Source organism: Serratia sp. NPDC087055, assembly GCF_044900985.1.
Classification (GTDB): domain Bacteria; phylum Pseudomonadota; class Gammaproteobacteria; order Enterobacterales; family Enterobacteriaceae; genus Serratia.
Window position 1 is genome coordinate 396,903 of the sequence record NZ_JBJDOG010000001.1, and the last position, 24,162, is coordinate 421,064.

Genomic DNA, 24,162 nt, shown 5'->3' on the forward strand with positions numbered 1-24,162 from the left:
CGATGAGCCGATATTTGGCACGGCGTATTGGGCAGGCGCTGCTGGTACTCTGGGCGACCTTTAGCCTGTCGTTTATCTTGCTGCAGGTGCTGCCTGGCGACGCCATTTTGATTAAATTCCAGAACCCGGACATGGGCTTAAGCCCTGCGCAGATCGCCGATATGCGTGCCGCCTATGGTGCCGACGTGTCGCTGTGGCAACAGTATTTACACGCACTGGGCAACGTGCTGCGTGGTGACCTGGGCTATTCCATCCAGGCCGGCGTGCCGGTCACCGAACTGTTGGCCACTCACCTGCCTGCTACGCTGCAGCTGGCGATACTGGGGTTTACATTGGCGCTGATTCTGGCATCGGCCATTGCCTTTCTTTCCAATTTGACCGGTTTTGGCTGGCTGAGAGCGATACTGCAGTCGTTGCCGTCGCTCTTTGTGTCGGTACCCACCTTCTGGTTGGGTATCGCGCTGATTCAGATTTTCTCGTTCCAACTCAAACTGATCCCGGTAATTAATCCCGGTGAGTGGCAAGGGCTGATTCTGCCGATTGTCACGCTGGCAGTGCCGATCTCCGCGCCGTTGGCACAGATCCTGATCCGCAGTATTGATCAGGTGCAGACCCAGCCGTTTGTCGCCGTAGCCCGTGCCAAAGGTGCCAGCCGCAGCAGGGTGCTATGGCGTCATGTCGCCCGCAACGCCATGCTGCCTACGCTGACGATTGCGGGCATTCTGCTTGGCGAGCTGATTGCGGGGGCATTGATCACCGAAACCGTATTTGGTCGCAGCGGGTTGGGTCAGCTCACCTTGCAAGCGGTACTTAATCAGGATGTCGCGGTGCTACAGGCCGTTGTGGTGATTTCGGCCGCCGCTTTCGTCACCCTTAATCTGCTGGTGGATCTGCTGTTCCCGCTGTTGGATCCCCGCCTGAAAACCCACACAGGAGCCGCCGTATGAGCAGTCTCTCTTTTGAGAAAGCTATCGTGCCGGAGCGTGATCTGGGCAGCATGGAAAGCGAAGGTTCGTTACCGGCCAGCCGGCCAAGCCGTCGCCGTGTGTCGTTGACGTTGCTGCTGGCCTGGGCCGTGATCGTCATTGCGGTATTGTGGGCGCTGGCTCCACAGTTATTTACCGCGTACAGCGGTACCGAAGGCATTGCCGGTGCTCAACGGTTGGCGCCGGGAGGCGCGCACTGGCTGGGTACCGATCAACTGGGGCGCGATCTGTACGCACGCATTGTCTACGGCGCTTCGCAGACGCTGTCCGCCGCGCTGGTGGCGGTCGCTCTGGGCTTGTTGCTGGGTACATCGCTTGGGTTGATTGCCGGTGCGCTAGGGGGGATCGCCGATGAGGCCGTGATGCGCTTCATCGATGTGTTGCTGTCGATCCCCGGTCTGCTGCTGTCGCTGAGCATTATTATTTTGTTGGGGTTTGGCACGGTTAACGCGGCAATTGCCGTCGGGATCACGTCTGTCGCCAACTTTGCTCGGCTGGCACGCGCAGAAGTGGTGCGGGTACGTCACAGCGATTACGTTGAGGCGGCCTATGGCAGTGGCGGCAGCTTTTGGGCCGTGCTGTGGCGGCATATCTTGCCGAACTCACTGACCTCGGTTATCGCTTTCTCGGCGCTGCAATTTGGCAGCGCCATTCTGGCGATCGCCACGCTGAGCTTCCTGGGCTACGGCACCCCGCCGCCAACGCCGGAATGGGGGCTTTTGATCGCCGAAGGGCGCAACTACATTTCGACCGCCTGGTGGCTGACGGCCTTCCCGGGGCTGGCGGTGGTAGCGGTGGTGTTGGCAGCCAACCGCATCAATCGCGCATTAGGGAGACCCCAAGCATGAGCCTTCAGACTGCATTACAGCGATCGTCGGTTGTGCCGGTGTTGGAATTGGATCAGGTATCGATAGCCTACGGCAGCCAGCCTGTGGTTCATCAGGTATCGTTCTCCATTCAACCGGGAGAAGTGGTGGCGCTGGTGGGCGAGTCAGGGTCGGGAAAAACGACCACCGCGCAGGCGATCATGGGTTTGCTGACAGAAAATGGTCGTCTGGAGCAGGGGGCCATCCGTCTCAACGGTACCGATATCAGCCACTGGTCGCCACGGCGTTTGGACGCTGTGCGCGGCGCGCAAATCAGTTTGATCCCGCAGGATCCGTCCAGCTCACTCAACCCGGTGAAAACCGTTGGCGAACAGGTGGCGGAGATCCTCAACATTCATTGTCGGTTGCCACGCAAACACGTCCAGCAGCGGGTGGTGGCATTGTTGACCCGAGTAGGGTTGACGCACCCTGAATTACGCGCTCGTCAGTACCCGCACGAACTTTCCGGTGGCATGAAACAACGTGTTCTCATTGCGATTGCCATTGCTTTGCAGCCGGCGTTGATTATTGCCGATGAGCCAACCAGTGCACTGGATGTGACGGTGCAAAAACGCATTCTCGATCTGATTGATGAGTTACGTCAGGAATGTGGTACGGCGGTGTTGTTGGTGACTCACGATCTGGCTGTGGCGGCGGAGCGTGCCGATCGGCTGCTGGTGTTTCGTCATGGCCGGGTACAGGAGCAAGGGGCGACCGCCGAGGTGCTGCGTGCACCTGCTTGCGATTATACCCGCCAGCTGTTTACCGACGTACCGTCGTTGGCCCGCGCCGCGCCGCCACCTGGCCATGTCCAGCAAGAACTGGCGATCCAGGTTAATGGGCTAGTGAAACATTTCCGCCTGGATGGCACTGGTCGCAAAACGCACCCTGCGTTGGATCAGGTGTCCTTCAGCGTACCGCGCGGCACCACGCATGCCTTAGTGGGGGAATCCGGGTCAGGCAAGACCACGCTGGCACGTTGTTTACTCGGTTTTCAAAGGCCGGATTCCGGGCAAATTATGATCGATGGCGTCGATTTCACCCAGTTGAAAGGCGAAGCGTTGCGGCAGTTCCGCCGCCGTATTCAACTGGTGTATCAGAATCCATTCGGCTCGCTCGATCCATCGCAAACCCTGTATCAGGTGATTGAAGAACCGCTGCTGAACTTTGAACCACTGAGCAAAGCAGAGCGTTATCGCCGGGTGCGGGATTTGTTTGAACGGGTTGCGCTACCGAATGAATTGCTGAGTCGTAAACCCCGTGAACTCTCCGGTGGTCAACGACAGCGGGTGGCGATCGCCCGGGCGCTGGTGTTGCAACCCCGCGTGCTGGTGCTGGATGAGGCGACGTCGGCATTGGATGTCCGGGTACAGGCGCAAATCTTGCGGCTGTTGCAGGATCTGCAGCAGGAACTGGGGCTGACCTATTTGTTTATCTCACACGATCTGGCCACGGTGCGGCAGATTTCACACAGCGTTTCGGTCCTGCACCGCGGTGTTCAGGTGGACAACGGTGCGACCGGCGATCTGTTCGCCATGCCGGGCAGTGATTACACCCGGCAGTTGATTGAGGCCATTCCCGGTCGGCAGTTTTATGCCGAACCGCCTAAGGTTGAGGATGCAGTCTATGAGCAGTAAAAGACTCGGTTTTTTTACACGGTTACTGGATCAAGGCAGTGCGCAGCAGCGCTATCGGCTCGCGACCGAACAAATCGTGCATGCCGAACGGGCCGGATTTGATAGCGCTTGGGTAGCGCAACACCATTTTCATGAGGATGAGGGGGGCTTGCCTTCCCCGTTGGTATTTCTGGCGCAGGTGGCGGCGCGTACCCGCGATATTCGGCTGGGAACGGGGGTGATCACGCTGCCGATGGAGTCCGCCATTCGAGTGGCAGAGGACACCGCGGTGCTGGATCTCCTGTCCGACGGCAGGCTGGAAGTTGGCATTGCGGCCGGCGGTACGCCTTCTTCGTTCAGCGCCTTTGGTTTCGATGCCACGCAGCGCCACGCGGTATTTGCGGATAATTTCAACACGCTATTGCGCGCCTGGCGAGGAGAGGACTTGGGGGGTGGGGACAACCGCCTGTATCCGGCTGCACCGCAGTTGGCTGAACGGGTCTGGCAGGCCACGTTTTCGGTGGAGGGGGGCGAACGCGCCGGACGGGCCGGTGACGGTCTGATGCTATCGCGCACGCAACCGCGCCCGGCGGATACCCCCGACTTGCCGTTAGACGAATTGCAGAACCCGATTATTGACGCCTATCTGGCAGCGTTACCGGCGGGCATCGCGCCGCGCATCATGGGATCGCGCACCGCATTGGTCACTGACAATGGCCAGCTGGCGCGCGATCTGGCCGCGCAGGGGCTGGGCCGTGGTCTGGAACGCCTGCGTGCCAGCGGCCATCGACCGTCCGATGAGTCGCTTGATGGGCTGATCCGTGCTTTTGACGTGCATCTTGGCAGTCCGGATCAGGTCATTGCTTCGTTGCAGAAAGACAGCGCGCTGGCGCGGGTGACGGACCTGGCGTTTCAGGTACATTCCATCGATCCGCCGCACGCCCATATTTTGCGCTCGATTGAACTGATCGCTCGCCATGTCGCCCCTGAACTGGGTTGGCAACGCCGCACACCCGCGACGGTCTCCTATGAACATCACGCTGAGGAAAAGGTATGACTGCAACATGGAACAACGACGATCTGCTGGCCGTGTTGGCTGAGATTACGCCCGGTTCTGCGCTGGCACAGGCAAGAGCAACGCGGCAGGCGGCAACAGACGCGATTCAGGCCAGTTACCTGGCGCTGTTTTTCCCCGCAGACGCGGGGGGCTTTTCCGTAGCGCAGCGGTTGCACATCGCGCAGCGTATCAGCGAATGGCATGCAGACAAGCGACTCTCCGCGCATTATGCGGCGTTGCTGCAACAACGGGGTAGTGCAGAGGAGGGGCCGTATTTGCAGGCCGCCCTGGATCATGCCGAGCGGCTGGCGTTTAAACCCGCCAGCGCCGACGCGCAGCATCTGCGGGGGCTACAGCAGGCGGGTTGGACGCTGGGCGCTATCGTCACCCTGTCGCAACTGATCGCGTTTGTCAGCTTCCAAAGCCGGCTGCTGACGGGGTATAGGTTGCTTGGCGGTAAGCCGGTAGAAGAGGACAGTGTGGGTGCGCCAGTCAGAGCAGGCCGTTGGCGCACCGAATCGGCCACGCTGAGTGGTCGCCATACGCCGCCAGCGTTTACTCGGCAGGAACTGGGGTGGGAGCCTTGGATCGCCGCTAAACCACTGGCAGAATTTGACGCATCAGGCCAGGCGCTGTTGACGCGCTTTGGGCATAGCGATTCAGAATATTTCCGTCTGTTGGCCCGCAATCATCCGGTGTTGGAACAGCGGACGCTGGCGGACCGCGCGATTTTCTACACCTCGGGCGGGCTGGAGCGCAAAGATCGTGAACTCGCGGCGACGGTTGCGAGCAAGGTCAATGGCTGTATCTATTGCGCGTCGGTACATGCTCGCAAGGCAGCGCAATTGTCTAAGCAGACGGATGAGGTGCAGCGTTTGCTGGACGTTGCTCCGGGAGAGGTATTGAGTGAAGGGCAAGGGGCGTCGTGGCGCGTGCAAATAGACTTTGCCGCGGCGTTGTCCGCCACGCCGCCACAGGCTAATGCCGTTCATCTGGCGCAACTGCGCGGGCTGGGGTTAGATGAGGTGTCTTTGCTGGATCTGGTGCAGTCAACGGCCTTCTTTGCCTGGGCGAATCGGCTGATGCTGACCCTTGGAGAACCCTTCGACGATCGGTAAAGCAAGTGCAAAACTCACGTTGAAATAACCGGGGATACGTTATTCGCCCCGGTATAATTAAAATAATAATTACCGTTCCCTACAGGTTATTAACCTGATTAACAAATGCACACATCTCTTGTCATTATCATGACGAATAATTCAAATTGAAAAAATTGCCCCATCCCCCTCAATGCTTAGATACTCAGCCCATCAGTGAATTTAATTCAAAAATAGACAGTTAATGTTGGCTGGACGCATTTTCGATGGGATACGGCGCGATGGGAAGTTTTTTTAAGCAGGTATATCGTTATTCTCATGCACGGCCTTATCGGCATAATGAAAACCTCTGGCCGTACGTGAAAATTGAGCGTGCAGAGAGCGGAGAAATTGCGGTATTAGCGTATAAAAGACAGACAGTGCCCATAGCGACGTTGTCAGCATTGAAAGACAGTTGTCAGGGGCCGGTATTGCTCACCGCAACAGGGCCTTCGGTAAAAACAATGTGCTTTAGCAATATCCCGGATATGCCGGCGATCGGCGTCAATGGTGCCTATTCCTTAAGCAAACAGGTCCGCTTCCACTTTTACGTTATTGTTGATATGGGCTTTATCGATCGGCGGCCGGATATTATCCAGGATATTATCACTGAGTCTGACTTAATCCTGTTTACGACGGTACACGGCGTGGCGAAAATAATCGACCGGTTCACATTGGCCGGGGTGAAGTGCCGGTTTGCCGTGGTTGAGGATGCAGCCTTCAAAATTTATAACCCGAAAATCAATCCGTTGGCGCTGTGGGAACATTATCGCCACGATCCGAGCGTTGATTTCTCGCCTGCGTGTAAATCCATCGCATTTAGCCATGACATTCGGCATGGCATTTTCGATGCCGGGACCGTGGTGTATTGGGCCTTTCAGATAATTGCCTTTTTGGGCTTTAAACAGCTCTTTATTGCAGGGCTGGATATGAACAATTTCCATTTGCCACGCTTTTATGAAACCCCCGAAAACCAATTGCCAACCTTTTTACCAGAGAAGGTTGATGATTTGATTATCCCGGCTTTTAGCCATGCCGGAGAAAGCATGAAAATAAAAAATATTGTTATAAGAAATTTTTCTTTGAGCAGTGCCATTGACACAAGTATTTTTGAAAAGGTTGATTGCAATGATTTTTTCAAGAAGAACTGATGTCACGGCATTGATCTCTGTTTACGCTTTTCTGGCCTTCTCTTTTTTCAGCGCGATTTTCTGCGGTTTTACCCGGGTTAATAATTTATTCCATATCGCGGCATTTTTCTTCCTGTTTACGCTGTGCACCAGGACAGCGTTTCGGCAAGCCTGGCATAAAAGACGATCGGCCGTCGTGGGGATCGTGTTGGCCGCATGTTTTCTCACCTATTACTCGGCCAGCAATCTCTGGGGGGGCACACCGGGTAATATGGTCTCCACCTTGACGCACAGCGTTTATATTCTGATTTATCTTGCTCTGTTGGTCACCGTGTTGGAGAGCACTCACCGTACTCTTTTGCTGTGCTGCGTGATCGCTGGCATCACTGTGCTATGTCTTTACCTGACCTGGGTTGATTACCGGGCAATTTATGCCCTAAGAGAAACGTCAGACGCCAATCCCGGCCCGCGCAATGTGATAGACCTTGCCGGTTATGCCGCGTTGGGGATTATTTTAAGCCTAGTGGTATTTCGTGATACCCAACAAAGAAAGGTGCTGCTGTCGATCCCGGTGCTCTTTGCTTTTATGGTCTTAACGCAAAGTCGTGGGCCTTTAATCGCGCTATTGTCCTCGCTGGCATTAACCACATCCTACCTGGCGCTAAATAAAAAAACGGCTGTTTCCATTGTGGCGGTGCTGATACTTGCCATTGGCGCGGTTGTGTTTTCACCGATTGGCGAGTTGCTGATTACGCGTTTTGGTGAATTGTATCAGCAGAGTTTTGTACGGATGAGTATTTGGCGACACAGCGGGTTGCTGATAGCGCAGGCGCCCTTTTTTGGCTATGGGTTTGATAAAGAACTGACCTTCACCAATTACACCGGCGAGTTTATTCATACCACACATAGCCTGTACCTGGGGGCATTACTCAAGGGCGGGTTAGTCGGGTTTGGCTTGTTTGCAGGATTATTGGTGTTTGGTGCGGGGCTTGCTGTCCGTCATCTCAACGCCGGGCGACGCCTGGAAGCCACATTGTATTTCTTCATGCTGATTTTCTATTGCTCACAGGGCATGTTTGTCATCGCTAATCCGGCCGAGTTTTGGTACCTGTTTTGGTTCCCGCTGGCCACGGTGTTTGCCCAGCCTGTTCCACCGGACAGCCGATCAACCGAGTTGTAATGCGTTCGTCACTTTGTCAAAGACCTGCTGCTCTGTGATGATGCTAAGCGGCTGGCGGCGTTGGGCGGCACTGAGCTGTACCCTATCTGTAGGGACGTACATGACCTGGTGCAATGCGCTATTTTGATAGGGGCCGGTATGCTGAGGATTGGCCGTGACAAACAGGCTGACGGTGGGGGTTTTGAGGGCAATGGCCAGATGCAAGGGGCCGGTGTCGCCGGTGACCAGAACTTGCAGGTTTGACATCACCCCCAGCAGCTGCGGCAGGGTCGTTTTACCCATATGGCTGACCACGCGTTGTTGCTCTGAGGCGGTCAGGCCGGCCATAAATGCCTTTTCGATAGCGAGCTCTTTCGGGGTGCCAATTAACTCAATCTGGTTGTGTGGCGAGTGCGCCAACAGCAGCTTTGCCAGTTGGGTAAAGCGTTCGACGGGCCAGCAGCGCGACGTCTCGGAAGCCCCCATTTGGAAACCAATCAGGGTGTTACCGGCGGTTTTATTCACCGCTGGAAACTCAACGGGGATAAACATCTCGGTATTGTCTGTACGGCAACCCAATTGCGCCACCAGATCCAACTTGCGCTGAATTAAATGCCCGCCAGTGCTACGGCTGACTCCGGTCAACCAGGGTTCCATGCCGGTGGCTTTGTTGCCGTAAGCGTCTTTGAAGACATATTGGCAACCGGCAGTAATGGCGGCAATGACATCGTAAGGCGATTTGGAGTGGAGGATGATCGCCAGTTCAGGCTTATGTTTGCGCAGTTGGTGAATAATACTGAGGATGTCTTTTGCTTTATGATCCCAATAAATAACATCATCAAAGTATTGGCTTGTCGCGACCAGCTGTTTGTTTTTATGGCTTGAAATAAGGGTGAGGCGTGCCGCCGGGTAACGTTCACGCACTGCGCGAATAGCGGGCGTATTAAACATGAGATCGCCAAGTGCGGTGGTAGAGAAAATAACAATGCGATTAAACGTCAGGTCAGGATGAAAACCGGCTTTATCTTTAAGGTTGCCGCCAAACCGGGTGTAGACCTGCAAAAAGGCGTTGGCCGCCGTTATTTTCCATTGTTTTGACATCTTATTTCACTTTGAGTTGATTGGCATACCGGCCTGACGGGCACATCATATGATGTTTATCCTGACGGGCCAATGGGCGGCAATATATTGCTACATATACTTGCGCAACCTTAATAAAGGGGCCGCGGGCTGCCCCTTTACCGCATCAACGTTGCCAAACTTGTGGGCCGGGAACGACACCCGCCCTGGAGGGCATGCCTGGATGGGCTGCAACAGGAACTCCTGCGCTGCGTGATAGCACAAAATAAAAGTTTTGCTGGCGTGAGTCGTGGGAATATCAGATAACGTTGCTATTCCCTACCCATGAGAGAGATGTCCATGAGCCAGCCAAGAATTTCCGATCACCCGATTGATGCGCAGTTTATTGAACGCTGGTCGCCGCGCGCGCTGGCGAATGATCCTATCGACGATGCAACCCTGCTGAGCTTCTTTGAAGCGGCGCGCTGGTCGCCTTCAGCGTATAACGTTCAGCCATGGCGCTTTGCCTACAGCAAGCACGGTTCGGCCAGTTGGGACACCTACCTGGATTTCCTGGTTGAATTCAACCGCGGTTGGGCGCAACACGCTTCAGCGCTGGTGGTGATCATCTCCAAAACCACCAGTCTGAACGGTGAAAAAGAAGTGAGCAACCCAAGCCACGCCTTCGATGCCGGTGCCGCATGGGCCAATCTGGCGCTACAGGCGCATTTGAAAGGCTGGTTGACCCACTGCATGGGGGGCATCCATCACGATAAAATCAAGGCTGCGCTCAATCTGCCGGACAACTATCAGGTGCATGGCATCGTGGCTATCGGTAAAGAGGGGGACAAATCCCGTCTGCCTGAGTTTCTGCAGCAAAAAGAGATCCCTTCAGGGCGCTTGCCACTCGAGCAGACTGTGGTGGAAGGGCTGAACTTTACCCTGTAAACATTCTGTCAGAAACTCATCGGCCCGCAAGATCGCCCTCTGCGGGCTTTTTTATGCCGTAAGACGATGAGTAAAACTTTGTGAGTATGTTCATGGCCACAATCATCGTTATATAATATTTTATATAGCGAAAGTGAAGAGAAAAGGGAGGGGCCATGAACAATCACTTCGGCAAGGGGCTGATGGCCGGTTTGAAAGCGCAAGACGCCAGCCCACCTGGCCAACTATCCCGGTTCTGCTGTGACTACAAACGGGGTTTCGTGTTGGGATATGCCCACCATTTGGCAGAAAGCTTGGGGGACGAAAATCAGGCGGCGTTCGAGGCCGGGTTACTTTGCCGGGCCTACGATCTCAACGGGGAACTGATGAGCGAGTTCTTCTCGGGCGGTGCCAATCGCCTGGCCGAAAAGTTTTTCTGCGCAGGGTATAACCGGGATCCGCAAAGCTAAGCGCACCACGCCTAAGGCCTGACGGGCTCAGGCCTTGTTCATCACCACCACCAGGTAAATGCAGGTTTCAGCGCTCTCATTTTTGAATACACAGTCGGTGGGCGGGCCAAGTTCAAGGCAATCACCTTCAGCCATCTCATGGCGAATTTCACCTTCCTGAAACACCAACGAACCTGACAACACCCAAAGCAATTGCCGCATAAACGCGTAGGCCGAGGCCGGCATGGGGATCTCTGCGCCCGCAGGCAGTTCGATGCGTACCAGATCGAGCGGCATATCAGACTGTGGCGACACGTGGCGACGGATGTAGCCGCTGTCGGGATCGACCCAAATCGGCTGGTCCTGCTGGCGCATCATCCGGCCTTCCTGCGTTTCCGCCCGGGCAATCAATTTGGACATGCTCAAACCGAACGCGCCGGAAAGCCGCCCGAGCAACATCGCGGTAGGGCTGCTGTCGCCGCGTTCAATTTTGTGCACCATGGCGCGCGAAACGCCGGCCCTCTCGGCCAGATCGGACAGCGACCAATGGCGTGCTTCACGTTCGATGCGGATCCGCGCACCGATGCGTTGATTTAGGTTGTCTAATTTATTATTCATATCGTAGTATGATAGTAGACGGTCAACCAAGAGGTCAACATGCTTATACGTAACGCGACTATAACCGATAGTGCAGGCATTGCCGCTATCTATAACGACGCCGTGCTCAATACCACGGCAATCTGGAATGAACGTAGCGTCGACGCGGCGAACCGTGAGGCATGGATGGCGGAACGGCAGGCCGCGGGCTATCCGGTGTTGGTCGCGATTAATGAGGCGGGCGAGGTGATGGGTTATGCCTCATTCGGCGACTGGCGGGCTTGGGACGGTTACCGCCACACTGTCGAGCACTCGGTTTATGTCCGCAAAGATTGCCGTGGCGGCGGAGTAGGCAAAACGTTGTTGATCGCACTGATTGAGCATGCGCGGGTGATTGGCAAGCATGTCATGGTGGCGGGTATTGAATCCGGTAACCAGGCGTCCGTCCAGTTGCACCTCAATCTGGGCTTCGAGATGGTCGGACGGATGAGCGAAGTCGGCGCCAAGTTCGGCAAATGGCTGGATTTGACCTTCTTACAGTTAAAGCTCGATGACAGCAACGCGCCGCCGGCCCGCTAATCGCGCCGTAAATCCAGGATCGCTATGAATATCATGCTATTGCTGCTGGTGGCCGCCGGGATCAGTTTGGTTATCCAGAACCTGTTAATGGTGCGCATTACTGAAAGCGTGTCGACGGTGTTGATCACGCTGGTCATCAACTCTAGCGTCGGCCTGTTGCTATTGATGGGGCTATTGTTCGCCAAAAATGGCGTGAGCGCGTTAGCGGAGGTGACCGGCGCGCTCAGGGTTTGGATGCTGTTGCCCGGTTTACTGGGATCATTTTTTGTTTTCTCCGGCATCCTGGGCTACCAGAAGCTGGGGGCGGCGACCACCATTGCCGTATTGGTTGCCAGCCAACTGGTCGCAGGGTTGATGGTGGATATCTACAAAGCCGGGCCTGCCGCGTTGCGCGAAAACGTGCCAGCGCTTTTGGGCGGCGTGTTGTTGGTCATTGGCGCTTTTCTGGTGGCGAGACGAAGTTTTTGAATGTGGCAAGGCCCGCCCGGTTTTACGAACGGGCCAGCAGAAAAGGGGCTAATAGGTGAAAGCGGCCCGGTGCTTGCGGATAAATTCTGGCCAACGAACCGGTTCTCTGCCGGCTATCGCCGGGAAGTTGTCGAAAGTCTCTTCGACTCCGGGAATATCGCGTTCGGCAATGCGCCGCAGGTTGTCGCCCACGCAGTTCATATAGGCCATTTCGGCACCGGACTGCCGCATATTTTCCAGGAAAATCCGGGGGTCAAGCGCTTCATAGCGGAACGGCTGGCCAAGTATTTCGGTCATCATGGCCGCGATCTCGCCATAAGACTTGGCGTCATAACCCAGACGATAGGTTTTACCCGCGTGCTCTTCAGGGTGCAGCAGTGAACAGGCCGCTGCCCGCGCAACGTCCTCACCATCCACCCAACTGAAGGGGGCATCGCCGGTGTATTGCTGAATGACGCCGTTGACGACGGCCGGAACGCCGCCGTAGCCGATCACATTTTGCATAAAGCACTCCGGCCGCAAATGCGTAAAGGAGAAACCCAAAGCTTCAATATAGCGTTCGATCAGCTGATGCCAGGCCCAGTGTGCAATCGTGGTGTCGTCACGACCGCAGGCGCCCAGGTGCACAATATGCTGTACGCCGGCTTGTTTTGCCTTATCGAGAAACACTTTGCTCTGGCGCAACATATCGACGGTGTAGCCGGTTGCCAGAAAGACACGGTCAATGTTTTGCAGCGCGGGCGCCAGCGTGTCTTCTTTATCAAAATCCATAATGACAGTGCGAATGCTTTGCGCCTCAAAAGGCGCCGCTTTTTGCGGGGAGCGCACGGCAGCGATCGGCGTGATGGAAGGATCCGCCTGGAGAAAGCGCAGAGTGTCACCCCCTATCTGGCCGGTGGCACCGGTAATCAGCACCCTGGGTTTCGTTATGCTCATGAGTAAACTCCTTTTGTGTGTGACTGAATAAGGCATGGGCCTCATGCCTGGCGATAGAGAGGAGTTTACTGAGAAAAATATTCCTATTTAGGCTATAAATTACCAAGTTTATGGAATCAAATTCATTAATGTGGTGGGTTATGTATTCTTCAGAAAGACTGAAAGGTATCGACTTATTTGTCTGCGTGGCGGATATGGGCAGCTTTACTGCTGCGGCTGAACGCATGAATTTGACCACCTCGGCCATCAGTAAAGGTATTGCACGTTTAGAAGCGCGGTTGCAGGTTCGGCTATTTCATCGCACGACGCGGCGATTGTCACTGACCGATGCCGGGGTGAGGTTTTATCGCACCTGTACCGGTGTGCTTGGCGAACTGGAAGAGGCGGAGCTTTCAATGCAGGCCGAAAGCACCCAACCACAGGGAAAGGTGCGTATTGATCTGCCAGCTTCCTACGGCCGTCTGCATGCGTTGCCGGTGATCCTTAAACTGATCGAGCATCACCCATTGTTGATGCCGCATATCTCCTTTTCCGATCGCTTTGTTGATCCTGTAAGAGAAGGCATCGACATTATCGTACGTATTGGTGGCGCGGATATTTGGCCAAATACCTTGGGGCATTGCTATCTGGGCGCCCAACGGCATATTTTCTGCGCTTCTCCAGCCTATTTGAAAAAGCGTGGCGCGCCGGAAACCGCACAGGATTTAGAGAATCACAGCTGCGTGGTTTACGGTGAGGGAAACGGTCTGCCCACGCCTTGGCATTTTGCCGGCGTACACCCCAATAGCAGCGAGAAAAAGGTGTTGCCCGGGAGGGTGGCAATCGGTGATGCGGAAGGCCAGCTTACCGCAGTATTGGCCGGGCACGGTATTGCACAATTGCCCACCTGGCTGGTGAAGCGACAGCGTGAAGAGGGCACTTTGGTTGAAGTGTTGCCCCATTTGGCAACCGATGGGCTACCGATTAATTTGGCCTGGCTCAAAAGCCGTCAGGCATTACCTAAAGTCCGTGCTTTGTTGACGATCCTGACCGAGAATTTGGGCCCGTCAGGCAGTCAGTTGAGCCCAGTTTGACGCCGAGCAACCTTTCATTAAGCCCTTAGGAGAAGGATCAGGAGACGGTGAGTTTTTTTACTTCCCTGAATCCTATTTTATTCCTTAATTTTTACGGTACTTACCGTACATTCAAGTCACTTGGTCAATTTCATAGCAACTGAATCTAACGGTGAGGAAGCTAAGTGGTGCAAGCATGTCTCGAGAATAAAGACGAAAAGGCGGAGTGTTACGCAGACTGATGCAACGAACACTAACGATTGCGGGTGGAAAAGCGAAAGCCCACTCAGGTTTTCCTGAGTGGGCTCAAAGGGGAGTCTCTGGACGTAAACGCCGGGTGACGTTATTTCGCCGAAAGCTCTCTCCGGACGATTTCTGCTCCTGCGCTTAAGGCGTTGAGTTTGCCCGTGGCGACCTGACGAGATAAGGGAGCCATGCCGCAGTTGGTAGAAGGATAAAGCTTGTCGGCATCTACAAACTGGAGTGCTTTGCGCAATGTATTGGCGACTTCTTCCGGTGTTTCTATGGTATTGGTTGCCACGTCAATGGCCCCAACCATCACCTTTTTACCGCGAATCAGTTCAAGCAGGTCCATTGGGACATGCGAGTTATGACATTCCAGCGAGATGATATCGATGTTAGATGTCTGCAGTTTGGGGAAAGCCTCTTCATATTGCCGCCACTCTGAGCCCAGCGTCTTTTTCCAATCGGTATTGGCCTTGATGCCATATCCATAGCAGATATGTACGGCTGTTTCACATTTAAGTCCCTCAATGGCCCTTTCTAATGCGGCGATCCCCCAATCGTTCACCTCATCAAAAAATACATTAAAGGCCGGCTCATCAAACTGAATAATATCGACGCCGGCAGCTTCTAATTCTTTTGCTTCTTGATTGAGAATTTTTGCAAATTCCCAGGCGAGTTTTTCGCGGCTTTTATAGTGGTTGTCATAAAGCGTATCTATCATCGTCATAGGGCCGGGCAGGGCCCATTTAATCGGCTGCTTGGTGAGCTGACGTAAAAACTTGGCATCTTCGACAAAAACAGGTTTTTGACGAGCCACCGCCCCCACGACAGTCGGCACACTTGCATCGTAGCGATTACGAATTTTAACGACCTGACGCTTTTCAAAATCAACGCCGCTGAGGTGTTCAATAAACGTAGTGACAAAGTGTTGGCGCGTTTGCTCGCCGTCACTGACAATGTCGATGCCTGCACGCAGTTGATCTTCCAGAGATAAACGCAGAGCATCTTGTTTCCCCTCAACTAACTCTTCATTTTGCAACTTCCAGGGGGACCAAAGTGTCTCTGGTTGTGCAAGCCAGGAAGGTTTAGGCAAACTGCCAGCCGTTGACGTGGGGAGTAATATTTTCATAGTAGATGACCTTTTATTTTCTGTTAATCAAAGCGCGCAGTTAGCGGACCATTGTTCAAGAATATTTTTGTAGGGTTTGATAAAGTGCTCTTCAGTAAATTTCCCCTGCTCAATAGCTAACTGGCTGCGTTCTTCCCGGTCATAAACAATTTTTGTTAATGAATGATCCTGGTGGTTCAGGCTGGGTTGATAATATTGCCCTGCCGCAGAATTACTATTATAAATCTCAGGTCGGTAAATTTTTTGGAAAGTCTCCATCGTACTGATAGTGCTGATAAGCTCAATATCAGTGTAATCACTCAGTAAATCACCAGAGAAGTAAAAGGCCAAAGGTGCTACGCTATTTTTAGGCATGAAATAACGAACCTGCAACCCCATTTTGTTGAAATATTTTTCAGTTAAAGATGAATCATTCTGCTGGTATTCGATACCTAATACAGGATGCTGGTTCCCCGTCCGGTAGTAGGTGTCTTTACTTGAGACACTTAAACATATCACAGGCGATTTTTTAAAGTTCTCTTTGTACTCATGTGAGTTAACGAAGTATTTAAATATGTTCCCGTGCAAGCTACCAAAATCATCTGGGATGCTAAAGTGGGGTTGGTTATTATTATGTTCTAACAGCAATACGCTGAAGTCATAATCCCGCACGTAAGAAGAGAAATTGTTCCCCACAATGCCTTCAATGCGTTCGTTATTTTTCTTGTCAATAACATTTGTTTTCAATATTTCAATCACAGGGAAGGTATTGCCATTGCCTGCAATATTCATCTCAACAGAAATGATTTCAAGTTCGACCGAGTAGCGATCCCCTTTGGGGTTATCCCAATGCGCTAATGTATTGAAACGATTATTAATCATCACCAAGGTGTTGCGTAAATTCTCTTGGCGATTTTTCCCTCTGGCCAAGTTAGCAAAGTTGGTCGTAATACGCGTACCTTCTGAAGGGTTATAGTTCTCATCAAAAGGAGTGCTCTTAATCGTAAATGTGAAGTCTTTATTCATCCTAATCTTGCACCCTGGTTCTGACATGAAAAATGAATTTATTTCTTGATTAGCCCGAGGTTACCGGCTTTCTCATTCATCAGTCTTTATGTTGTCAATACGTTAATATTGTATAATTTATGCCAGAGCCATGAGATGAGTGAAAGCGAGTTAATTTCATTACGACATGAGTCATATTCATGATCTGGGGGATGGGTGGGGCTGACACCCTCGCAGAAGCCCCTGGCCTGAAAGATGCCCCGCGGGGAGCGGTGGCATGTGCGTGCGCAGCCATGCGCAAAAGCACACTCTTTGCATTATCACCCCAGGTCCGCGGATTCCCGTCAAACGCGTCCCGATAGCGCCTCTCGGCGATGGCACCCTGACTGGGATCGCCCTTGCCGGCAACTTTACGATATGTAACTAAATTACAAGGGTTTTTCTGTCAGGGCAACGAGAATGACCACCCAGAGTGGTGGGTAGCATAAGTCCGCTTTGGCGATCCTCGGTACGGGCGATCGTAACTAGGCTATCTCGTGTAAAAGACGTGTGCGGCACACGTCCAGAATCTCATCAGCCAGAGCTGAATTATCCGGGCAGGCGCGGGAGAGCACCAGAGCGCCGACCAGATGCGCAATGGTATTAATCAGGTCAGCGCGCGTTTCATTTTCACTGCTTAAAACTGCCAGCTGACGTTCGATTCCTGCCGCAAACATCTCCCTGATTGGCTCAGACTGCCGGGCCGTATCAGTACCAAGTGCCGACATCACGCAGCCACTTCCCATCTCATCTCGGTGGCGGCGGGAGAGGTAGTATTCAACAAATTTTTCCCGATCGACGCCTGCAGTGTTTTCTGCGGAGCGTGTAAAACCGCAGTTCATCGCCTCTGCCATCAGATCAGCCTTAGAACCAAAGTGCTTGTAGAATCCGCCGTGGGTTAACCCCGCCGCTGACATCAGTTCCGCCACGCCTACGCCGTCAAAACCACGTTCACGAAAAAGTTCTGATGCGGTTTCAACAATGCGCGTCCGGTTTTCTCGAACCTGCTCTTTCGTCACTTTCATGCTTTTTCGCCCTCCAAAAATAGGGGGTAATTATACATTGATGATGACCATAATCAAACCGGTTGACATTATAGATTATGATCATCATCATTAAATCCATCCCTTAACTCACGGTCGCCGCTTTATCGTCAGTCCGGATCGGGTCGAAAGGCTGAAAACGGGCGCACCGCTGGCGCAGAGGGATACACCGATTAGCCCTCGCTTACTGGGGACAACAGGCAGTCACGGTTCTGCATCGCAGGGTGCGGATTTTGTTAACTCATTAATAAAGAAGATCAACATGACTAAAGCTTCAGTTCTCATCACAGGCGCATCCACGGGTATTGGTGCTGTTTACGCTGAGCGATTCGCACGACGGGGACACGACCTTGTGTTGGTCGCCCGTGACAAAACGAGGTTAGAGGCGCTTGCCGACCGCCTGCGGCAGGAAACGGGTATTTCGGTCGATGTTCTGCCTGCCGATCTCACCCAGGCGGCGGATTTAGCGACGGTTGAAGCCCGCCTGCGTGAAGACACGCAAATTGGCATTCTTATCAATAACGCGGGAATTGCGCAGTCTGGCAGTTTTACAGAGCAGACGCCTGAATCGATAGAAAGCCTTATTGCGCTCAACGTCACCGCCCTGACGAGACTCGCCAGCGCTGTCGCACCACGTCTGGTACAAGCTGGGGAAGGTTCGATCGTCAATATCAGTTCCATCGTCGGCCTCGCCCCGGAATTTGCAATGACGGTTTACGGCGCGACTAAAGCCTTTGTCCTTTTTCTGTCTCAGGGAATGAATCAGGAGTTGTCGGGCAAGGGCATATATATCCAGGCGGTTCTCCCTGCCGGTACTTACACGGAAATTTGGGATCGTGCGGGTATCGACATCAGTAATTCATCAAAATTTATGGAGGTGGGTGAGTTAGTGGACGCAGCGCTGGTGGGCTTTGATCGCCGTGAACGCGTCACCATTCCGCCGTTACACAACGCGGCACGTTGGGACACGCTCGATGCTTCGCGTCAGGCGCTGCTTTCCGACATCAAACAAGATGAAGCCGCTGAACGATATAAAGCGCGGTAGTCAATGGGGTGCGCTGTGCAGAACGGTCTTCCTGCTGTTTTGCACGGCGGTAAATCCGACATCAATACAAACTTCCTTGGCAACGTTAGTCGAGCTGTTCCTGGGTGCCGCATTTTTATTCAGCAATAGGGCATCTATGAAAAATGTTACTGACACACCACAGGGTAAACAACAAATGAAGACCAGGAAGATGAAAGCCTTTACGTTTAAACGCTATGGTAAATCCCCTGAACTGGGATTCGATGACGTGGATTATCCTTCTCCTGGTGCCGATGACATCCTGGTGAAGGTATACGCCGTTGGCCTGAACCCGATTGACAATATGATCCCAACCGGGATGTTTAAGCCGGTATTGCATTTTAAGCTCCCTGCGACGCTGGGCAGCGATTTGGCCGGGGTCGTCGTTGCCGTGGGGAGTCGCGTGACCCGTTTTATTCCGGGTGACGAAATTTTTGCCAGTATTTTCGATACAGAAACGGGTTCCCTTGCCGAATTTGCCCTGGTGCCTGAAAGCGCTGCGGCCAGGAAACCCGCAAACCTGGATTTCGTGCAGGCGGCTTCGTTACCTATGGTGAGCCTCACGTCCTGGCAGGCGCTCACAGAACGAGCCAAGCTGCGGCCAGGCCATAAGGTGTTCATTCCCGCAGGCTCCGGAGGTATTGGCAGTTTTGCCATCCAGTTGGCGAAGCATCTTGGCGCAAGCGTGGGAACGACAACAAGTACAGATAATGTCGACTGGGTAAGCCGTCTTGGGGCAGACGAGGTGATTGATTATAAAAAGCTGGAATTTGAAAACGAACTCAGTGGCTATGATATTGCTCTGGGTACCCTCAGAGGCGATGCGATCGAAAAATCCACCCAAATTCTTAAGCCTGGTGGAAAAATTGTTTCCCTCATCGGGCCGTTAGATGCTGCTTTCGCACGGGACAGGCACTTAAACGTCTTCCTGCGCTTTGTGTTTGCCCTGATGAGCCATAAAATCATGCGTCTCTCAAAAAAGCGCGGGTTGACCTACTCATTTCTCTTCGTGCGTCCCGATGGCGACCAACTTACCCAAATCGCCAAAATTATAGAAGCGGAACAAATCAGGCCCGTGATCGACAGGGTATTCCCTTTTGCAGAAGCGAAAGAAGCTCTTGCCTACCTTGCTCAGGGGCATGCGAAGGGAAAAGTGGTTGTTAAGGTGCAGGAGTCATAACACGTAAATCTGAATCTGTTTAAAGAAAAGAGATAGGGTTAATCTGCACTAATTTGGTGGTATATCAGGGCCATTAAGATAGTTAAATGATGGCCTGAATACATGTCTGCTTAGCAGCCCCAAAATCCCAAAGCAAAACGCCCGCTTAAGTTTCCTTAAGCGGGCGTCTCTAATATGGCTCCTCTGACTGGACTCGAACCAGTGACATACGGATTAACAGTCCGCCGTTCTACCGACTGAACTACAGAGGAATCGTGTGAACGGGGCGAATAATAGCGGGGTGGCTCGGGCTTGTAAAGCCTGAAAACGCCTTGCCGTTTCGTTTGCTGCAAGATTATTCAACTTGCTGCTTTTTATCGCTTTTATTGATGCACGGCTGTGCGATGATCCAGGGATGCCCCTTTGGCACCCCTGTTATGCCTTATATTGGTGCACAGGGTTGTTTCCCTCCTCCGTGTCATTTGGCGTTTTTATCGACGGCAACATCATTTTTTCTTATTTTTCCGTCGATTAGTTCATGCATCCTCTTATTGTGTCGGTCTGGCCCGGATTTTGCTGCAGCTCTTCTCATTCGCAGTTAAGGGGTATGACGGAGGCAATATGAATTTCAGACGTCTGAAGTATTTCGTGAAAATCGTCGATATCGGCAGCCTGACTCAGGCGGCAGAGGTGCTGCATATTGCTCAGCCAGCGCTCAGCCAACAATTGGCCACGTTGGAAGGGGAGCTGAAACAGCAACTGCTGATCCGTACCAAACGTGGCGTGATGCCGACCGAGGCCGGCAACATTCTTTATGCGCATGCCCAGACCATTTTGCGTCAGTGCGAACAGGCGCAAAGTGCGGTCAACAGTGCCGGGCAGGCCATGAGCGGTCATGTTTCCGTTGGGTTGGCACCGGGTAGCTTGGCGTCTCAACTGGCGTTGCCGTTGCTACAGGCGGTACGCGATCAGCACCCGGGTATTTTGCTCAGCCTGAACGAGAATATCGGTTCGACGTTGGCCGGGCAGGTCGCCAACCAGAATCTGGATATGGCGGTCATTTACGGCACTAAAATGCCTGCGGGCCTGCAGGCCACGGCATTGATACGGGAAGATCTCTATCTGGTGGCGACGCGGGCGGTCCCCAATCCCGGCAACAGTGTTGATCTGCTGGACGTCGCACGACTGAATTTGTTCCTGCCACGCGAGGGGGATGTGGTGCGAAGCCAGGTGGATGAAGCCATGGCGGTGCGCAAGCTGGCTGCCAACGTGATTGGTGAAATTGAATCCTCCGATACCCTGAGCGCGGCTATCGCCAGCGGTCTCGGTGCCACCATTTTGCCGGAGTCGGTGGCGCGCGCAATGATTGGCCCCGCGAAGGCGTGGATGGCACGCATCAATGCCGCCTCGCTAAACGTACCCTTGTCGTTGTGTATTTCCGGCCAGCAGTCGCTGTCGGCGCCCGCGTTAGTGGTGAAGGATATTTTATTGTCAATCGCCGCCAGCCGCAGTCAGGAAAAACGCGTGCTGGCGTTGGTGCAGTAAATCAGGACAGGCCCCGATGGTGAGCGTGCCGGGTCAGGTGCGGTTTTCACCGCCCCTGACATTGTCGCCAACTAGCTGAGTTGATAATGGCTGTCCGGCCGTGCCGCTGGCGGTAAATCGGTCTCGTCGTTCATCTCGCGCAGGTTGATCTCAATGGCGTTGCACATGGCATTAAGTGGCAGATCGTTGGCGGCGGTGCCGAACGGATCTTCCAGTTCTTCTGCCAGGGAATCGAGTGAGATGAAGGTATAGGAAATGAATACCGACACCAATGGCGTCATGTAATGCAGATCCGGTACCAGTGCGAAAGGCAACAGCGTACAGAACAGGTACACCGTCCGGTGAACGATCAGGCTGTAGGCGAAGGGGATCGGCGTATTGGCAATGCGTTCACAACCACCGAGGATCTCGGACAGTCGATTGAGGTTCTGATCGATACTGTGAAACAGCACGTCAGACAGCTGTGCCGATTGCCGCTTCTCACCCAGCCATTGGCCCATCATCAGCAGCAGCCTGTTGCAGGGGGACGTGCTCGTCTCAATCGGCCGTAAATCAGCGTTGGGTAACAGGCGTTGCAGATCGGCACTGATATCGGTGCCGCGCAGTTGGTGTTTCAGGCAGTAGCTGAACGCCATCAGCAGGGCCGCAAATTCACGCGCAGCCTCATCCTGCTGAGGCAACAGGCTTTTAATCTGGCGTAACAGCGAGCGCTGTACGATCAACAAGCTGCCCCATAACAGCCTTGCCTCGGTGAATCTCGCATAGCTGACGCTGTTGCGAAAACCGAGGAAGATGGCGATCGCCACGCCCAAAAGACTGAAGGGGGCCAGCGTGAGTTTGACGCCCAGATGTTCGTACCATTGAAAACACAGCACGGCAACGATCGACATGGCAATGTTAAGGCTGAGACGAAACAGAATTTTGGAGAGCACCGAACCGTGCCAGACGAAAAGCCGTCTGAACCAGTGTTGCTGAGGTCTGACAATCATATGAGTGGTAACGACTGGGGAATGGGAGCCGCTGTTGTAACAGATATGAGGCGTAGACATCAACGATCTGCGGATGAAAAGTTAAAGATCCGCATTCTGCGTAATGCGGATTACTTACGGTGTTTTTGAGAGCGCTCAAGGCTATTTCGGTCGATAAACGTCAGATGTACTATGAAGCTCATGCGCCCCGACCGAGCAAGGGGCCGTAAGCGCGGCCCCTTGCAACCCGCACTCTTGCCCACTCAGACGGTTGGCTACGCCAACGGCTCTCACTTCATCACACCGCATCACCGGCTGCCGGGTCCGCGCCTTCGGCTCCTCCAATTGCCATTCATTGCGGTGGCAGAGAAAGGCAGGATATTTAGGGCAATGCTACCTGCACTGAGCCTGCAGAAGCCGAAAAAAATGCCGACCAGGCTTAACCGATCGGCATTGCGCAAAAGCGGGCTTTTCATCGCCTGTCAGTTAACGGAACGGCGGCTCGTTAAAGGTCCGCAGTTTACGGGAATGCAGGCGATCGCCTTCGGCACGGAGCAAATCAATGGCGCAAATACCGATTTGCAGGTGCTCTGAAATTGCCCCTTCATAAAAGCGGTTGGCTTGGCCTGGAAGCTTGATTTCACCGTGCAGCGGTTTGTCCGATACGCACAGCAGCGTGCCGTAGGGCACCCGGAAACGGTAGCCCTGAGCGGCAATGGTGGCGCTTTCCATGTCGACGGCGACCGCACGGCTGAGGTTAAAGCGCAGCGCCGAAGCAGAATAGCGCAATTCCCAGTTGCGATCGTCGGTGGTCACTACGGTGCCGGTACGCAGACGCTGTTTAACTTCTTCACCCGGCATGCCGCTGACCATTTTTGTGGCGTCATACAGGGCACGTTGCACTTCGGCAATGCTGGGGATAGGGATATCCGGCGGTAACACGGAGTCCAGCACATGGTCATCGCGCAGATAAGCATGGGCCAATACGTAGTCACCGATCGACTGACTTTCACGCAGGCCGCCGCAGTGGCCGATCATCAACCAGGCGCTTGGTCGCAGTACCGCCAGGTGGTCGCAGATGGTTTTTGCGTTGGACGGACCGACACCGATGTTGATCAGCGTGATGCCCTGACCGGTGCGTGAGATCAGATGGTAGGCCGGCATCTGGTGGTTTTTCCAGGCCAAGTCGGAAACGGCCTGATCTGGCGCGGTCGTTTCCGGCGTGATGTAGATGCCGCCGGCACTGGACAGCGCAATATATGGGCTGGCCGGGTCAGCGATTTCGGCGCAGGCCCAGCGGACAAACTCGTCCACGTAGCGGGTGTAGTTGGTGAACAGCACGAAGGGCTGAAAATGCTCTACCGGGGTGCCGGTGTAATGGCGTAACCGCGCCAGCGAGAAATCGGCGCGTAAGGCATCAAAATGCGACAGCGGGAAGGTGCTGGTGGCGTGAAACAGGCCATCGGCGGTTTCATCGCCTATTTGCGCCAACTCGGTTGTCGGGAAATGCTGCGCCAGGCTGGCACTCATCGAACGATCCAACATCAGGTTGGAACCGTCAATCACGTAAGGGAAAGGAATTTCCTGCTGTGAGGGCCGCACTTCAATATGCGCATCGTACTCACCCGCCAGCATCGTCAATTGCTCGGTCAGATAATGGCGAAACAGCTGCGGGCGGGTAATGGTGGTGGTGTAGCAGCCGGAATGGGTGAAGCGGCCGAAGGCGCGGGTTTTGCTCTGGCCAGACTTTTGCCCATCCCAACTGACACGCAGTTCGGGGTAAACAAACAACCCTGCGGCGCGGGTCTGCGCGTCGGGTAACCCGCCGTGATTGATAAAATCCCCCACTGCCTGGCGCAGTGCTTCAACCGAGGCGTCATACAGCGCTTCCAGTTGTTCGATCGCCTGAGTGGGGGTGAGGCCGGTGCCGGATTGCTGACTGCTCATACTCTCTCCTTGGTTCTCCCGC

Annotated in this window: 23 protein-coding genes and 1 tRNA gene; 15 read left to right on the forward strand and 9 right to left on the reverse strand. The window is 53.9% G+C overall.

The window, feature by feature from the left end; genetic code table 11:
• Window positions 1-2 precede the first annotated feature (2 nt).
• The 7 genes from ACI2J2_RS01805 to ACI2J2_RS01835 all read left to right on the forward strand — a co-directional run bounded on the left by ACI2J2_RS01805 (window position 3) and on the right by ACI2J2_RS01835 (window position 7,971).
• Window positions 3-947, forward strand: coding sequence for an ABC transporter permease (locus tag ACI2J2_RS01805; RefSeq protein ID WP_404759288.1), 945 nt, complete (start codon window positions 3-5; stop codon window positions 945-947).
• Window positions 944-1,834 (forward strand): ABC transporter permease, encoded by an 891-nt coding sequence (locus tag ACI2J2_RS01810; protein WP_404759289.1) that lies wholly within the window; start codon window positions 944-946, stop codon window positions 1,832-1,834. Before ACI2J2_RS01805 ends, ACI2J2_RS01810 begins: the two co-directional genes overlap by 4 nt.
• Window positions 1,831-3,489, forward strand: a complete 1,659-nt coding sequence (locus tag ACI2J2_RS01815; RefSeq protein ID WP_404759290.1) for a dipeptide ABC transporter ATP-binding protein — start codon at window positions 1,831-1,833, stop codon at window positions 3,487-3,489. The genes ACI2J2_RS01810 and ACI2J2_RS01815 overlap by 4 nt, the downstream gene beginning before the upstream one ends.
• A complete protein-coding gene (locus ACI2J2_RS01820; protein ID WP_209635911.1) occupies window positions 3,479-4,525 on the forward strand; it encodes a putative FMN-dependent luciferase-like monooxygenase in 1,047 nt (348 codons plus the stop codon). The genes ACI2J2_RS01815 and ACI2J2_RS01820 overlap by 11 nt, the downstream gene beginning before the upstream one ends.
• Window positions 4,522-5,643, forward strand: a complete 1,122-nt coding sequence (locus ACI2J2_RS01825; RefSeq protein WP_404759291.1) for an alkylhydroperoxidase domain protein — start codon at window positions 4,522-4,524, stop codon at window positions 5,641-5,643. Before ACI2J2_RS01820 ends, ACI2J2_RS01825 begins: the two co-directional genes overlap by 4 nt.
• 260 nt (window positions 5,644-5,903) lie before the next feature.
• On the forward strand, window positions 5,904-6,812 hold the full coding sequence (locus tag ACI2J2_RS01830; RefSeq protein ID WP_404760263.1) for a sugar glycosyltransferase: 909 nt from the start codon (window positions 5,904-5,906) through the stop codon (window positions 6,810-6,812).
• Entirely contained in the window at window positions 6,790-7,971 is a 1,182-nt protein-coding gene (locus ACI2J2_RS01835; protein ID WP_404759292.1) for an O-antigen ligase family protein, read from the forward strand. The genes ACI2J2_RS01830 and ACI2J2_RS01835 overlap by 23 nt, the downstream gene beginning before the upstream one ends.
• Here ACI2J2_RS01835 and ACI2J2_RS01840 read toward each other — a convergent pair.
• Entirely contained in the window at window positions 7,957-9,051 is a 1,095-nt protein-coding gene (locus ACI2J2_RS01840; protein ID WP_404759293.1) for a glycosyltransferase family 9 protein, read from the reverse strand. The two genes, ACI2J2_RS01835 and ACI2J2_RS01840, sit on opposite strands and share 15 nt — an antisense overlap.
• Before the next feature lie 318 nt (window positions 9,052-9,369).
• On the opposite strand from ACI2J2_RS01840, the gene ACI2J2_RS01845 reads away from it, so the two are divergent.
• Both ACI2J2_RS01845 and ACI2J2_RS01850 read left to right on the forward strand, forming a co-directional pair.
• The gene (locus ACI2J2_RS01845; protein WP_265554123.1) at window positions 9,370-9,957 is read left to right on the forward strand and encodes a nitroreductase family protein; all 588 of its coding nucleotides are present in this window, start codon (window positions 9,370-9,372) and stop codon (window positions 9,955-9,957) included.
• A 155-nt stretch (window positions 9,958-10,112) separates the two neighbouring features.
• Window positions 10,113-10,406: a DUF2623 family protein gene (locus ACI2J2_RS01850; RefSeq protein ID WP_209635900.1), complete on the forward strand. Its 294-nt coding sequence runs from the start codon at window positions 10,113-10,115 to the stop codon at window positions 10,404-10,406.
• A gap of 27 nt (window positions 10,407-10,433) precedes the next feature.
• Here ACI2J2_RS01850 and ACI2J2_RS01855 read toward each other — a convergent pair whose 3' ends face one another.
• Entirely contained in the window at window positions 10,434-11,003 is a 570-nt protein-coding gene (locus ACI2J2_RS01855) for a helix-turn-helix domain-containing protein (protein ID WP_404759294.1), read from the reverse strand.
• Between the two features lie 39 nt (window positions 11,004-11,042).
• Here ACI2J2_RS01855 and ACI2J2_RS01860 point away from each other — a divergent pair, with 39 nt between their 5' ends.
• On the forward strand, window positions 11,043-11,561 hold the full coding sequence (locus ACI2J2_RS01860) for a GNAT family N-acetyltransferase (RefSeq protein ID WP_209635896.1): 519 nt from the start codon (window positions 11,043-11,045) through the stop codon (window positions 11,559-11,561).
• Window positions 11,562-11,579: 18 nt separating this feature from the next.
• Window positions 11,580-12,029, forward strand: a complete 450-nt coding sequence (locus ACI2J2_RS01865) for a DMT family transporter (protein ID WP_404760264.1) — start codon at window positions 11,580-11,582, stop codon at window positions 12,027-12,029.
• A 48-nt stretch (window positions 12,030-12,077) separates the two neighbouring features.
• On the opposite strand, the gene ACI2J2_RS01870 is transcribed toward ACI2J2_RS01865, so the two are convergent.
• Window positions 12,078-12,965, reverse strand: coding sequence for an SDR family oxidoreductase (locus ACI2J2_RS01870; RefSeq protein ID WP_404759295.1), 888 nt, complete (start codon window positions 12,963-12,965; stop codon window positions 12,078-12,080).
• Between the two features lie 140 nt (window positions 12,966-13,105).
• On the opposite strand from ACI2J2_RS01870, the gene ACI2J2_RS01875 reads away from it, so the two are divergent.
• The gene (locus ACI2J2_RS01875; RefSeq protein WP_404759296.1) at window positions 13,106-14,038 is read left to right on the forward strand and encodes a LysR family transcriptional regulator; all 933 of its coding nucleotides are present in this window, start codon (window positions 13,106-13,108) and stop codon (window positions 14,036-14,038) included.
• Window positions 14,039-14,360: 322 nt separating this feature from the next.
• Here ACI2J2_RS01875 and ACI2J2_RS01880 read toward each other — a convergent pair whose 3' ends face one another.
• From ACI2J2_RS01880 to ACI2J2_RS01890, 3 genes are all read right to left on the reverse strand, one after another.
• A complete protein-coding gene (locus tag ACI2J2_RS01880) occupies window positions 14,361-15,392 on the reverse strand; it encodes a methionine synthase (protein ID WP_404759297.1) in 1,032 nt (343 codons plus the stop codon).
• A gap of 27 nt (window positions 15,393-15,419) precedes the next feature.
• Complete coding sequence (locus ACI2J2_RS01885; protein ID WP_265554110.1) at window positions 15,420-16,397, reverse strand: DUF1852 domain-containing protein; 978 nt, start codon at window positions 16,395-16,397, stop codon at window positions 15,420-15,422.
• A gap of 503 nt (window positions 16,398-16,900) precedes the next feature.
• Entirely contained in the window at window positions 16,901-17,440 is a 540-nt protein-coding gene (locus ACI2J2_RS01890; RefSeq protein WP_404759298.1) for a TetR/AcrR family transcriptional regulator, read from the reverse strand.
• Between the two features lie 280 nt (window positions 17,441-17,720).
• On the opposite strand from ACI2J2_RS01890, the gene ACI2J2_RS01895 reads away from it, so the two are divergent.
• Window positions 17,721-18,503: an SDR family NAD(P)-dependent oxidoreductase gene (locus ACI2J2_RS01895; RefSeq protein ID WP_404759299.1), complete on the forward strand. Its 783-nt coding sequence runs from the start codon at window positions 17,721-17,723 to the stop codon at window positions 18,501-18,503.
• A 175-nt stretch (window positions 18,504-18,678) separates the two neighbouring features.
• On the forward strand, window positions 18,679-19,701 hold the full coding sequence (locus tag ACI2J2_RS01900; protein WP_404760265.1) for an NADP-dependent oxidoreductase: 1,023 nt from the start codon (window positions 18,679-18,681) through the stop codon (window positions 19,699-19,701).
• 175 nt (window positions 19,702-19,876) lie between these two features.
• Here ACI2J2_RS01900 and ACI2J2_RS01905 read toward each other — a convergent pair.
• A tRNA-Asn gene (locus ACI2J2_RS01905) sits at window positions 19,877-19,952 on the reverse strand.
• 349 nt (window positions 19,953-20,301) lie between these two features.
• On the opposite strand from ACI2J2_RS01905, the gene nac reads away from it, so the two are divergent.
• Window positions 20,302-21,225 (forward strand): nitrogen assimilation transcriptional regulator NAC, encoded by a 924-nt coding sequence (gene nac, locus ACI2J2_RS01910; protein WP_404759300.1) that lies wholly within the window; start codon window positions 20,302-20,304, stop codon window positions 21,223-21,225.
• 71 nt (window positions 21,226-21,296) lie between these two features.
• Here nac and ACI2J2_RS01915 read toward each other — a convergent pair whose 3' ends face one another.
• Together ACI2J2_RS01915 and ACI2J2_RS01920 are read right to left on the reverse strand one after the other, a co-directional pair.
• Entirely contained in the window at window positions 21,297-22,214 is a 918-nt protein-coding gene (locus ACI2J2_RS01915; RefSeq protein ID WP_209636133.1) for a bestrophin family protein, read from the reverse strand.
• Between the two features lie 465 nt (window positions 22,215-22,679).
• A complete protein-coding gene (locus tag ACI2J2_RS01920) occupies window positions 22,680-24,140 on the reverse strand; it encodes an AMP nucleosidase (protein ID WP_209635881.1) in 1,461 nt (486 codons plus the stop codon).
• Window positions 24,141-24,162 lie beyond the last annotated feature (22 nt).

Excerpts from the sequence above, each read along its gene's own strand:
- ACI2J2_RS01805 (WP_404759288.1), top strand. The coding sequence starts at position 3 with ATGAGCCGATATTTGGCACGGCGTATTGGGCAGGCGCTGCTGGTACTC.
- ACI2J2_RS01810 (WP_404759289.1), top strand. The coding sequence starts at position 944 with ATGAGCAGTCTCTCTTTTGAGAAAGCTATCGTGCCGGAGCGTGATCTG.
- ACI2J2_RS01815 (WP_404759290.1), top strand. The coding sequence starts at position 1,831 with ATGAGCCTTCAGACTGCATTACAGCGATCGTCGGTTGTGCCGGTGTTG.
- ACI2J2_RS01820 (WP_209635911.1), top strand. The coding sequence starts at position 3,479 with ATGAGCAGTAAAAGACTCGGTTTTTTTACACGGTTACTGGATCAAGGC.
- ACI2J2_RS01825 (WP_404759291.1), top strand. The coding sequence starts at position 4,522 with ATGACTGCAACATGGAACAACGACGATCTGCTGGCCGTGTTGGCTGAG.
- ACI2J2_RS01830 (WP_404760263.1), top strand. The coding sequence starts at position 5,904 with ATGGGAAGTTTTTTTAAGCAGGTATATCGTTATTCTCATGCACGGCCT.
- ACI2J2_RS01835 (WP_404759292.1), top strand. The coding sequence starts at position 6,790 with ATGATTTTTTCAAGAAGAACTGATGTCACGGCATTGATCTCTGTTTAC.
- ACI2J2_RS01840 (WP_404759293.1), bottom strand. The coding sequence starts at position 9,051 with ATGTCAAAACAATGGAAAATAACGGCGGCCAACGCCTTTTTGCAGGTC.
- ACI2J2_RS01845 (WP_265554123.1), top strand. The coding sequence starts at position 9,370 with ATGAGCCAGCCAAGAATTTCCGATCACCCGATTGATGCGCAGTTTATT.
- ACI2J2_RS01850 (WP_209635900.1), top strand. The coding sequence starts at position 10,113 with ATGAACAATCACTTCGGCAAGGGGCTGATGGCCGGTTTGAAAGCGCAA.
- ACI2J2_RS01855 (WP_404759294.1), bottom strand. The coding sequence starts at position 11,003 with ATGAATAATAAATTAGACAACCTAAATCAACGCATCGGTGCGCGGATC.
- ACI2J2_RS01860 (WP_209635896.1), top strand. The coding sequence starts at position 11,043 with ATGCTTATACGTAACGCGACTATAACCGATAGTGCAGGCATTGCCGCT.
- ACI2J2_RS01870 (WP_404759295.1), bottom strand. The coding sequence starts at position 12,965 with ATGAGCATAACGAAACCCAGGGTGCTGATTACCGGTGCCACCGGCCAG.
- ACI2J2_RS01875 (WP_404759296.1), top strand. The coding sequence starts at position 13,106 with ATGTATTCTTCAGAAAGACTGAAAGGTATCGACTTATTTGTCTGCGTG.
- ACI2J2_RS01880 (WP_404759297.1), bottom strand. The coding sequence starts at position 15,392 with ATGAAAATATTACTCCCCACGTCAACGGCTGGCAGTTTGCCTAAACCT.
- ACI2J2_RS01885 (WP_265554110.1), bottom strand. The coding sequence starts at position 16,397 with ATGAATAAAGACTTCACATTTACGATTAAGAGCACTCCTTTTGATGAG.
- ACI2J2_RS01890 (WP_404759298.1), bottom strand. The coding sequence starts at position 17,440 with ATGAAAGTGACGAAAGAGCAGGTTCGAGAAAACCGGACGCGCATTGTT.
- ACI2J2_RS01895 (WP_404759299.1), top strand. The coding sequence starts at position 17,721 with ATGACTAAAGCTTCAGTTCTCATCACAGGCGCATCCACGGGTATTGGT.
- ACI2J2_RS01900 (WP_404760265.1), top strand. The coding sequence starts at position 18,679 with ATGAAGACCAGGAAGATGAAAGCCTTTACGTTTAAACGCTATGGTAAA.
- nac (WP_404759300.1), top strand. The coding sequence starts at position 20,302 with ATGAATTTCAGACGTCTGAAGTATTTCGTGAAAATCGTCGATATCGGC.
- ACI2J2_RS01915 (WP_209636133.1), bottom strand. The coding sequence starts at position 22,214 with ATGATTGTCAGACCTCAGCAACACTGGTTCAGACGGCTTTTCGTCTGG.
- ACI2J2_RS01920 (WP_209635881.1), bottom strand. The coding sequence starts at position 24,140 with ATGAGCAGTCAGCAATCCGGCACCGGCCTCACCCCCACTCAGGCGATC.